At 61.9% G+C, this 11,623-nt stretch carries 7 protein-coding genes; 2 read left to right on the forward strand and 5 right to left on the reverse strand.

What is annotated here, in order from left to right:
- Position 1 precedes the first annotated feature (1 nt).
- Positions 2-913, reverse strand: a complete 912-nt coding sequence (locus I5L79_RS09715; RefSeq protein ID WP_196954833.1) for a bestrophin family protein — start codon at positions 911-913, stop codon at positions 2-4.
- 101 nt (positions 914-1,014) lie between these two features.
- Positions 1,015-2,190, reverse strand: a complete 1,176-nt coding sequence (locus I5L79_RS09720; protein WP_196954834.1) for a carbonic anhydrase — start codon at positions 2,188-2,190, stop codon at positions 1,015-1,017.
- A 468-nt stretch (positions 2,191-2,658) separates the two neighbouring features.
- Between I5L79_RS09720 and I5L79_RS09725 the strand changes: the two genes are divergently transcribed.
- Positions 2,659-2,904: a hypothetical protein gene (locus I5L79_RS09725; RefSeq protein WP_196954835.1), complete on the forward strand. Its 246-nt coding sequence runs from the start codon at positions 2,659-2,661 to the stop codon at positions 2,902-2,904.
- Positions 2,905-2,910: 6 nt separating this feature from the next.
- On the opposite strand, the gene I5L79_RS09730 is transcribed toward I5L79_RS09725, so the two are convergent.
- The 3 genes from I5L79_RS09730 to uvrA all read right to left on the reverse strand — a co-directional run bounded on the left by I5L79_RS09730 (position 2,911) and on the right by uvrA (position 7,017).
- Positions 2,911-3,504 carry a class I SAM-dependent methyltransferase gene (locus I5L79_RS09730; protein WP_196954836.1) on the reverse strand — a complete coding sequence of 198 codons (594 nt, stop codon included), beginning with the start codon at positions 3,502-3,504 and terminating at the stop codon, positions 2,911-2,913.
- A 78-nt stretch (positions 3,505-3,582) separates the two neighbouring features.
- Positions 3,583-4,194: a CDP-alcohol phosphatidyltransferase family protein gene (locus tag I5L79_RS09735; RefSeq protein WP_196954837.1), complete on the reverse strand. Its 612-nt coding sequence runs from the start codon at positions 4,192-4,194 to the stop codon at positions 3,583-3,585.
- 264 nt (positions 4,195-4,458) lie between these two features.
- The gene (gene uvrA, locus I5L79_RS09740) at positions 4,459-7,017 is read right to left on the reverse strand and encodes an excinuclease ABC subunit UvrA (protein ID WP_196954838.1); all 2,559 of its coding nucleotides are present in this window, start codon (positions 7,015-7,017) and stop codon (positions 4,459-4,461) included.
- A gap of 228 nt (positions 7,018-7,245) precedes the next feature.
- Between uvrA and I5L79_RS09745 the strand changes: the two genes are divergently transcribed.
- The gene (locus I5L79_RS09745) at positions 7,246-11,415 is read left to right on the forward strand and encodes an FG-GAP-like repeat-containing protein (protein WP_196954839.1); all 4,170 of its coding nucleotides are present in this window, start codon (positions 7,246-7,248) and stop codon (positions 11,413-11,415) included.
- The last annotated feature ends 208 nt before the right edge of the window (positions 11,416-11,623 follow it).

Below are 11,623 nucleotides of genomic sequence, written 5' to 3' on the forward strand. Positions count from 1 at the left end.
CCTACATCAGGTAATACTCCCCGGCCTGCACCGGGGCGGGCACTTCGGGGTCGGCCACCAGCTGCTTGAGGTTGATTTCGATGGTGCGGGCAATGGCCGTCACGGGCGTGTCGGTGGGCTTATTGGTGAAGGGGTCCTGCAGGTAGCGGGCGGTGCGCTCCAGCAGGAAAAACGTGGACGCCGTAACCAGCAGCACCGGAATTTCCCAGAGCCCCATGGTTTCCACCAGTCCCAGGGAAAGCGTCATCAGAAACAGGTAGATGAAGAAGTGCACCAGCAACCGGTAGCTCACCGGAAACACCGTGCTGTTGATGCGCTCGGCCTTGCCCATGGAGTCGCAGAGGCGCACCAGGGTACTATCCAGCTGCACCTGCTGAAAGTCGTTGAGGGCCTGCTGCCGGTAGAGGCTGCGGATGTGCTCGGTGTGCAAAGCCAGCAAGGCCAGGGGCTTGTTGCGGTGGGGCTGCACGTACTTCTGCTCGGGCCGGGGCAGGTATTTTTCCAGCGTGGCGGTGGTATCCTGCCCACGCAGGGCCTCCCCCAGGCTGTAGCACCAGGCTATCTGCCGGTAGGCAATAGCCTTCAGCGGCGACTCCCCATCCGGCGGATGCAGCACGGCCTCGGCCACGAAGCCCTTGATTTGCAGCACCAGGGAGCGGGAATCATTTACAATGGCGCCCCAGACTTTGCGCGCCTCCCACCACCGGTCGTACGACTGATTGAGCGTGAAGGCCAGCAGTAGAGAAATGCAGCTCCCCAGGATGGTAGGCAGCTGCAGCGGAATGCGCGGCAGGTAATCCACAAAAAACAGCTTCAGCAGCTGAAACACAACTGAAATCAGCAGCACCCGGATAACATCGGGTTTGATACGGGTGAAAATGTAGGAGACGGGCAGCTTGGTGTCGAGTAACATAGGGCAACAGAAGGTAAGCCACGCGGCTAAAGCCAACAGGAAATTAAGGGAAGAACGCAAGGAGGTGCGGCCAGAAACGCCGGCCCTCAACGAGGTAGCCGTTACGGTACACCCAGGGGCCCGTGGCTATCCAGGGGCGGTATGGCCAGCACGGGGCCCGAGCGGGTATCCGTCTGCACCGCATACAGGAACGGCTCCTGCTGCAGCTCGCCGGGCAACGGACGCAGGCCCTCGGGCGTGAGCTGGTAGCGCAGCTGCATCTCGTATTCCGAGAAGTCCCGGCGCAGGTCTACACCCAGGTCGTGTAGCACGCCGCCGGTGCGGTCGTACACCCAGCCGTGCAGCTGGGGCACGTCGCCCCGCCCGGCCCAGGATTGCCGCAGCGCATACAGCTGCCCGATGATGTGCAGGCGTACCAGGCGGGCGTGGCGCTCCTGGTCGGTTTCCGGTTCGCCGGTTACAGTTGGAGCCGGGCTTTCGCGCACGGCTGTCAGCCAGCTGCGCCCCGCGGCTTCCACCGAAGCGGCGGGGGCGGCGGCAGGCTGTCCTTCATAGTGCCCGCACAGCACTATATGCTCTACCTGCAGCTCCTCCACCGCGTACCGGAGCACAGCCGGCAGGCTTAGCTCGGTGCTAACCACCACGTTGGCGGCGGAGCGCGGGCCAAACACCTGCCGGGGCTCCACGCCTGGCCCGGCCACGCCGGCAACCGGTGCCTCAGAAAAGCCTACGAACAGAAACCGGGGCGGCACCGCCGGTACGGCAGGAGGATAATCGGCGAGCTGCTGCAGCTTGTTGGCCACCCAGTTGCGCTGGGCAAAAAGCGGGTAAAAGGCCGTAAATTCCTGTTCCCGAAAACTCAGCCGGGGCTGGTCGGCCAGGTGGCGGGCGTAGTCGGCGGCCCGGCGCAGCAGCAGCAGTCGGATGTTGCGCGGCCGGGCCCGTTCCCGGAACAGCTCAATAACGCTCAGCACATCGGGGTCGATAAAGGCGGACAGGGTGCCGTCTATTTCCACGGTGGTATTGGCGGGCACCTTATTGAGGGTGGTCAGCATGGTGGCTTTGTGCAGAAACGACACGTGCTGGCCCAGGCGAAGCTGTTGCAGGCCCGGCTGCAGTCGGGTAGCCGAAGCCGGGCGGCGGGCAGGCCGCCACTTTTTGCGCAGTTGCCAGCCCAGGCCTGCCAGCACCCCCACCAGGCCCAGGCCCAGCGAAGAAGTCAGCAGCAGGTTGGCCGGCAGAGCAAGCAACAGGAAAGGCAGGAAGATTGTCAGCATAGGTGAGAGGAAAACGGCATGAACGTTTCAGCGCCACTTTATCAGCAGCGAAAAAGCAGTAGACCGGGTGGGAAGGCAGAAGCAGGGCGGGAAGGCGGTGGCCAGAGCAGCCGGACCGGGCGGAATTAGCAGGACCGCACATAGCAGCCAAAAGAAGCTGGCAGGCCGGTGCAGCTACCAATTCGACCGTCACAAAGGTAAAGACCATTGTAACTGCTGGAATTAAAATTGAATTATAAGTGCATTAGAATTTAATTAAAATAAGAATAAAGCGTTTTAATCTGAACAATTGCTGCTTTTGGCGGTAGCCGGCCAAACGCTATAATCAGCCGTAGGAAACGTAGCTATGAGCGCCTTTAGAGCAGCCAGTCCTACCTTCTCCACCGCTCCAGCACCGGCTCACTACATCCTGTCGCGGCCCCCTCTGTCCGGTGCCGCCGCTTTCCGTCGGATGCGTGGAGCTTTCTTTTGCTTTTTCCTCAGCGTTTCACGCCTTCTTATTTCAGCTTCGACTTCCGGGAAAGCCAGGTAGCGAATATGTCGGGTATCGGGGCACTGAACAAGCTGACGGAGCGGCACCAGCGCCTGGGCAAGACCCTGCATCTGCGCCACCTCAGCCCCGACTGCCGCCAGCTGCTGCAGAATGCCGGGGGCCTCATCGAAGTCAACATCCAGGAAGACCAGGAGTACCGCGTAGTCACGGACGCGGGCTGAGCTAGGCTACTCTGCCGAAGCCTCGTGCGCTGGGGCCGGCTCCGGGTTGGGCGCGTACACCAGCACGTAGGCTGGCGGCAGGTTCAGCAGCACATGGTCCTGCTTCAGCGAGCGGAAGAACTTCTCGAACAGCCGGGTATTCTGCAGGGTGTACTGAAACAGAATCAGCTGCCCGTCGGAAGTCAGGAGGTGGCGGGTGTGCTCCAGCACGCGCCATCCCAGTCGGGGCGAGAGAGACGTGAAGGGCAGCCCACACACTACGTAATCGGCCTTTTCGATGCCCAACTGCTGCAGGTGATGGCCGGTTTTATCGGCTGAGTCTTCGATGACGTGGACGTTCGGCTGGCCCGCGTACCGCTCCCGAAGCTGCTCGCAGAAGCGCGGGTTCACCTCCATCAACACCAGCACGGTTTCGGCCCGGCGCCGCTTGATCAGCTCATCGGTGAAAACGCCCGTGCCGGGCCCATACTCCACAATGCAGGCGGCGCGGTCGAAGTCAATGGGCTCGACTACTTTCTCGGTCAGGTCGCGGGAGCTGGGAATCAGGGACCCAACGGTGGATGGGTCGCGCAGGAACTCTTCGACGAAGGGAGGCAGCATAGCAGCAGGGTTGATACGAAGCAGAGCTCCGATGTACGGCTGGCGTTGCTCACGGATACAACGGCTCAGCTTACCTGCCTAGCCATTGAACAGCGGGTGGCGCTGGATTGGCTGGCCCCGCCGCAGCTGGCGGGCGTGGTAGAGCGAAGGCACATCGGCCGCCCACACGCGCAGGATGCCGACAATAGCCAGGATTTCCAGCCGACTCAGCACCCCAAGTACCACGCACGCCGAGAATAGCAGCCCCGTCTGCCCGGTGAGAATCAGCTGCAGCATAGTAGCCATCAGCACCAGAGCCCAGCCTTTGGCGGCCAGGGTGTGCAGGGCAATTTCGCGGCGGAAGCGCAGGTAGCTGACCACGTACGTCAGGGCTTCGAGCCCCAGCACCAGGCAAATCCACAACGCATTATCCGGAAAGAAGCGTGGCCACAGCCGGAGGGTGCCGGCCACAATGCACAGCCAGAACACCGTATCAACGCTGGAATCGAGGCGGCGGAGCCGGTGGGTAGCCACGCCCAGGCGCCGGGCCAGAATGCCGTCGAACACGTCGGTAAGCAGGCCAATGACCACGAGCGTAGCCACCAACGGCCGGGTGAGCGGCTCGGCCGGCAGCAGCAGGCAGCCTAGCAAGATTACCAAGCCAAGTACCAGCCGGGAATACACGAGGGCAAGCGGAAGTTGGCGCAGCATAGGAACGGGCAGCAGGTGAGTAGAGCCGCAAGGAAACAGTCCTACCACGAGGCACCCACCCAGCTTTTCTTCCTACCAGACTCCTGAATCTTCCCGTCAACAACTTTAAGGAGCTGACTTAATGCATCATATCCACGCTCAAATCAGACTTTCCGGACAGCTCTCTGCGAGTTTCAGTCAGAGCTTTTCATTGCTCAGCAGCTCAACAGGAAAAAGCCAGACGCAGAGTTAAAGAGTTTTGCAAAACGTGATACCTCGCCGCATTTACCGGCCCCGGAACCGCGCCAGGTACGGCGCCGTTTTGCTCTCCTTTACCTTTGCTACGGCCTCGGGCGGACCGGCAGCAACAACTTTTCCGCCTTCATCCCCGGCTCCGGGTCCGATGTCCAGCACCCAGTCGGAGCCGGCTACCACGCGCATGTCGTGCTCTACCACGATGACTGTGTTGCCGGCTTCCACCAGGCCGTTGAGCTGGACGAGCAGCTTTTCCACGTCGGAGGGATGCAGGCCGGTGGTGGGCTCGTCGAGCACGTAAAGGGAATTGCCGCGTTGGGCCCGCTGCAGCTCGGTCGCCAGCTTGATGCGCTGGGCCTCGCCCCCGCTCAGTTCGGTAGCCGGCTGCCCAAGCCGCAGGTAGCCCAGGCCCACTTCGCGCAGCACCTTGAGGGCCCGCAGCACGGTGGGCTCCTCGTCGAAGAAGTCGGCAGCGGCATCCACGGTCAGGCCCAGCACCTCAGCAATATTCTTGTCTCGGTAGGTGATTTCGAGTGTTTTGGCGTTGTAGCGGGCCCCGTGGCATACCGGGCAGGGCGCGTACACGCTGGGCAGAAACAGCAGCTCCACCATCACAAACCCTTCGCCCTGGCAGTTCTCGCACCGACCCTTGGCCACGTTGAAGGAGAAGCGCCCGGCGTCGTAGCGGCGCTTCTTGGCGGCCGGGGTGGCGGCAAACAGCTTGCGCACGTGGTCGAACAGGCCGGTATAGGTAGCCATGTTGGAGCGGGGCGTGCGGCCGATGGGCTTCTGATCCACGCGCACCAGCCGCTTGATCTGCTCCATGCCGGCCACAATCCTTCCTTCGGTCGGAGAATTAGTAATTGATAATGAAGAATTAAGAATTGCATCTTCAGCTTCTTCCGCGTCAATTCTTAATTCTTCATTACTAATTCCTAATTCAGCCGCCACCCACTCCACCAGCACCTGGCTCACAAGGCTCGACTTGCCGGAGCCCGACACGCCCGTGACGGTGGTAAACACGCCCAGCGGAAACTCCACGTCGAGGCCCGTGAGGTTGTTGCGCCTCACGCCCTGCAGGCGCAGCCAGCCCTTTGGCTCCCGCGGCTGGCGAGGCGTCAGCTTTCCCTCAGCAGTAAACAGATAGCGCCGAGTCTGGGACGCATCCACTGCAGCCAAGCCCGCCGGCGGGCCGCTGTACAGGACTTCCCCCCCCTGCTCCCCGGCGGCCGGACCCACGTCCACCAGCCAGTCGGCCTGGCGGATTACATCGAGGTTGTGCTCTACTACGAACAGGGAGTTGCCGGCTTTTTTCAGGCTGGCCAGGGCTTTGAGTAAGGCTTCGGTGTCGGATGGGTGCAGGCCGGCGCTGGGTTCGTCAAGCACATACACCACACCAAACAAATTGGAATAAAGCTGGGTGGCCAGCCGCAGGCGCTGCAGCTCTCCCGGCGACAACGTCGGCGTGCTGCGCTCCAGGGCCAGGTAGCCCAGACCTAGATCGAGCAGCACGCCGAGGCGGGCCACCAGGTCTTCGGCAATGCGCTGGGCCACGATGGTTTGCTCGGGGTGGGCGGCGTCCTGCTTTTTACGGCCGGCCGCGGTGCCGTCGGCAAACGGGCGCAGCAGCTCAGCTACCCGCTTGAGCGGCAGACGCGACATATCGGCAATATCGAGGCCGGCGAAGGTGACGGTCAGGGACTCGGGCCGCAGCCGCTTGCCGTGGCAAAGCGGGCACTCGGTACTGAGCATGTACTGCAGCGCCCGCTTTTTCATCAGCGGACTTTGCGTGGTGGCAAAGGTGTGGAGCACGTGGCGCTTCACCCCGGTAAAGGTACCCATGTAGTTGGGCGGCTCCTTGCGCCGGAGGGCCCGCTGGGTCTCCTGGGGCGAGTAGCCCGGGTACACCGGCACCACCGGCTGCTCGTCGGTAAACAGAATCCAGTCCCGGTCCTTTTGCGGCAGATCCTGCCAGGGCGTATCCACGTCGAAGCCCAGGGTCACGAGGATGTCGCGCTGGTTTTGCCCGCCCCAGGCTTGAGGCCAGGCGGCAATGGCCCGCTCCCGGATGGTGAGCGTGGGGTCGGGCACCATGGTTTGCTCCGTCACCTCGTAGGTGCGGCCCAGGCCGTGGCACTGCGGGCAGGCACCCTCAGGTGTGTTGGGCGAAAAGCCTTCGGCGTACACGATACTTTGGCCTGCAGGATAGTCGCCGGCCCGGGAGTAGAGCATCCGCAGCAAGTTGGCGAGCGTAGTAACCGAGCCCACCGACGAGCGGGTAGTGGGCGTGCCGCGCTGCTGCTGCAAGGCCACGGCCGGCGGCAGGCCTTCAATGGAATCCACTTCGGGTACGGCCATCTGGTGAAACAGCCGCCGCGCGTACGGCGATACCGACTCCAGGTAGCGGCGCTGGGCCTCGGCGTAGAGCGTGCCAAATGCCAGGGAAGACTTGCCCGAGCCCGACACGCCCGTAAACACCACCAGGGCATCCCGGGGAATGTCGACGTCGATGTTCTTGAGGTTGTGCTCTCGGGCGCCGCGCACGCGCACAAAGCCGCTGGGGGTAGAAGGCGAAACGGGGGTATGCATGAGGGGCCATACGCAGCGCCGTGCGAAATGGCCGGGAGCCTACCCCCCAAAAAAGACTTCTTCCCCAGCCAGAATGGGCAGGGTGGTGAAGGTCAGGTATTTCTTAAAAAAGAGCTGCCACATCACCTCCGGCCACCGCTCCCGGGTGCTATCTTTGCCTGTTCTTCCTATGGCCACTTGCCTCGTTCGTGGTCACTACCGGTTTATCACGCAATCCGCCCTATCTGTATGACTCTATTGCTCCGCGCTGGTTGGTTTACTGCCTGTTCGTTGCTGCTCGGCCACCTCTCCGCTGCCCAGCCCACTCTTTCCTCAGTATCGCCCGCGCAGCATGCCCCGGCAGCCCCGGTGCGCGGGCCGCTCACTGCTACTTTCAGCCAGGCGCTGCAGGCAGGTAGCGGCCAGGGCCTGGTGCTGTACGGCAGCCAAAGCCCCAGCCACCAGGCCGGAAAAGGCGGCATGGAGCAATTGCAGTCTACCCGCTTGCTGTTCACCCCTGATTCGGCTTGGCACCCCGGCGAAACCGTACGGGGCACCCTTACTACGGGCATTAAGAATACCAGCGGGCAGGCGTTGGCCCGGGGGTACGTGTTCGAGTTTCAAACCGCTACCAAGCCCACCGGCGCAGGCCATTTTCTGCCGCGCAAAGCCATTCCCGAGCCCGTTTCCGCAACCAATCCGCTCACTTCCGCCCTGGGTGACCTAGATGCGGACGGCGACCTGGACCTGGTAGTGGGAGGCACTGGCCAAGCCCAGGCCGACATTCGCCTAAATCAGGACCATCATTCTGGCCGTTTTGCAGCCCCCACCAGCAACGCGGTAGTGAGCTTGAGTGGGGAAGCCCGTCAGCTGGAGCTGGCCGACGTGGATGGCGACGGTGACCTGGATTTATTGGCTCTCACCAATTTCCTATTCACAACCGGGAAAGAAGGGCTCGACGTGCGGCTCAACAACGGCAAAGGGCAGTTTTCAACGCCTACTGCTGGATTTCTGGAGTTTTCCAAAACCCCCATCCAGTTCGCCCTCGGTGATTTGGACGCCGACGGGGACCTGGACGTAGCGAGTATTTCCCGAGAAGGCTTGGTGCAGTTTTACCTCAACCAGGGCGTGCATACTGGGCGGTTTGCTTCCTCGGATGCCTACCCCGAACTAGCCTACTTCGCCACCACCGAAAGCCTGGCACTGGCCGACACGGACAACGACGGGGATTTGGACCTGCTGCTGTTTACTGGCACGAAGACCCTCACGGTGCTTCCCAACGACCCTACCCAAACGCACCCATTTTCTACCGACCGCACTTACGAGCAAGCCGAAAGTGAGCAAAGTGGGCGGATTGCAACGGGCGACGTAGACAACGACGGCGACGTGGATGCCATCATCACCAATGCCAATTCGTCCTTTGTAGCAGTGATGCTTAACCAAGGCAACGGCCGTTTCAGCGCCAGCTCGCAGGTGGTTGCCATGCCGCGAATCTCACATGCAGAGCTAGCCGATGTGGACGGCGACCAGGGCCTGGATCTGGTGGGTATCAGCTACTTTGAACAGTTGCTGGTGGTGCGGTTGAATACCGGCCAGCACAGTGGGGTATTCTCGGGTTACGACGATGCTCGGCACTACGCATTCCCCGGCCCGCCCGTGGAAATGAGCCTGGGCGACCTGGATGGCGATGGGGATGTGGACGCGGTTATCAGCAGCGGGGGGCAGAGCAAAGTTGCCGTGCGCTTCAACGAAGCCGCCTACACGGACCCCGATCCGGCTAGCCTGGCCGGCTTCTCGCCTGGCAAAGGCCCCGTTGGCAGCTTGGTTACGTTGCGCGGCGAATACCTGCAGAAAGTGCAGCAGGTGTTTTTTAATGGCGTAGCCGCCCCCGCGTTTAATTACCTGACCGACTCTACCCTGACTGTATTGGTACCCGCCGGGGCCACTACGGGCCGCATCACGCTGCGTACCACTACCGGCCAAGCGAGCAGCCTTACAACGTTTACGGTGGTACCGGCCACGCAATTGCGGGTGACTACCCTCTCCCCCGCTCGGTTTGCAACCGACGTTCTGGCGAAGCCGACGCTGAAGATTGGTTTCTCCGCGCCCCTGCGGGCCAATTCAGTGAGCGACACGTCGGTTGTGCTCTATAGCCAGGAGCGCGGCTGGCTGGGCAAAGGCCGCACGACCGTAGAGGGCGGCATGCTGCAGCACGTGCCCAGCGCTACGCTGCGGCCCGGCGAGTCGGTATTGGTGGGTATTCGGAAAGGCCTGCGAAGCACAACCGACTCGGTGTTGCGCTGCCCCGTGCACTATCAGCTCACGGCTGCCACGGGTGGTACGGGCCGGAGCTACTTCCAGCCCAAAACGGGGCTGCCCGCGGGCGTGTATGCCCTCGATATGACATCCGGTGACATTGATAAGGATGGCGACCTGGACATGCTGGTAACCAGCCGCGACCAGGAGAAGGTGTTTGTGTACCTCAATAAGAACGGACAGGGTATGTTCGAAGCGGGTATAGCCTTTGAAACAAGCAAGGTTCCTTATCAAATTCAGCTAGTGGACATTGACCGCGACGGCGACTTAGACGCAGTGACTTCCTGCGAAGGCTACGGCGACGAAGTCGTGCAAATACGCCTCAATGGCGGCGACAACTCCGGCTCGGCGACGGGGGTATTTTCCGACGGCTACGATTTCAAGCCCGACCACAGCAAGGGCAAGCTGGTCATCATCGACTTTGCAGAAGATGGTACCCCCAGCATGGCCTACGCCAACGAAAATGGCATTTCCTTGCTTGGGGGCGGAGGCTTCGCCTACAAGCAGTTGTACGTCGGCTCGGGAGTAGCCGACCTCCTATCGGGGGATGTAGACAACGATGGCGACCTGGACCTGATTTATGCCGCCGGCGCCGGTGTGGGGGTGTTGCGCAACGGTGGTGATGCTACGGGGCTGACCCGCGGTTTTACCGTTAGCAACGAACCGGTACTGCAGCTGGACATGAGCGTTGCCACCCTGGCCATGGGCGACGTGGATAACGACGGAGACTTGGACATTGTAGTGGGTGGCAACGGCAACGACAACAAGCAAGTGCAGGTGCTCCTAAACGGCGGTGACGCAACCGGTTCTCACTCAGGATTCTTCAGCGCCGGCACGCCCGTTGAAGCCCCGGGCACCATTGCCAAGCTGCGCCTCAGTGACCTCGACCACGACGGCGACCTAGATCTGGCCATCAGCAACGGCTTTCTCACGAATGCCCTCAGTGTGTACCTCAACGGCGGCGATGCCACCGGTTCCCACTCGGGGGTGTTTACTGCGCGGCGCTTCTACCCAGTTACCTACAGTTTGGGCGCCTTTGAGCTGGGCGATGTGGACAACGACGGCGACGTGGACATGATGGCTCTTGCCAACGGGGCCGATAGTGTATTTGTGCAGGTGAACTCCGACGGCGCGGGCTTGCTACGAGCCGCCCAGGACACCGTGTGCCAAGATAAGCCCCTCACCCTCCGGCTCCGGTATGCCGTGGGCGACGTACTTCAGTACCAAGTGAATACTGGTAGTGGCTACCAGGTGCTGGCTAGTACGGCCACCACCCTCACGTTGCCGCACCCTGAGTCGGGGGCTTACCGGGCCGTGGTGCGCAACCCCAACGGCGAAACGGTGTATTCCTCTCCCTTGCAGATAACGGTGCTGCCGGCGCCTACGGCCCAGCTACGCCTCGTGGGAGATTCTACCACCTGCGCCAATGTGCCGGTACGCCTCGAAGCCAGCAGCAACGGCACCACCGACACCTACCAGTTCCTGCGCAATGGCCAACCCATTGCGGGTGCTACCACTGCCACCTACCAACCCACCCTGAGTGGCCGTTACCAAGTGACAGTGACCAACAAGCTGGGGTGTGACCGTACGTCCGGTTCCATCACCCTTACCATCAACCCCGTACCGGCCCGGCCCGTCATCACCCTGTCCCGCAAGGCTGGTGCTCTGTTGCTGACTAGCAGCGCCGCCGTTGGCAACCAGTGGTACCGCAACGGGGAACCCATTGCCGGGGCCACGGCGGCTGAGTACACCATTGCCGCCGTGACGGAAGCCGCCGATTACACCGTAGTATTGACGGTGGCGGGCTGTGCATCGCCCCTGTCTGCCCCCATTCGCGTGTCGCCGGAAGCCCTGACGCAGTACATTTACCAGCTATACCCAAACCCCTCGAACACCGGCTCGGTGACGCTTGCGCTGGTGGCTTCCGCCGAGCCTGTCACGCTAGAGTTGTTCAACTCCATGGGCGGGCAGGTGAACCGCTGGCGGCTGGCGGCTGGCACCACCACCTACACCCTACCGGTTGCTGGCCTGCGGACCGGGCTTTACGTGCTCCGCGCCACCACGCCCCAGACCTCCGAAAGCCACTCCTTACTCATCCACTAATTCCGGATTTTCCGGCACAAGCATAGCTGCCCATGGCCAAGCCCCCGCGGAGGCGGGAGGTAGCCATGGGCAGTTTTTCATGTAACCAATCAGCCCCGCGCTGGGCCAGTTGCGGCACTAATTACGCTAGGTGTATAGTCCCAGCGTGAGGTGGGTCGGGTTTCGGCTAAAGATAGTCGGGTTCTTTTGCCACTGAGCACAGACGAAT

It is taken from the genome of Hymenobacter guriensis (assembly GCF_015773195.1).
Classification (GTDB): Bacteria; Bacteroidota; Bacteroidia; order Cytophagales; family Hymenobacteraceae; genus Hymenobacter; species Hymenobacter guriensis.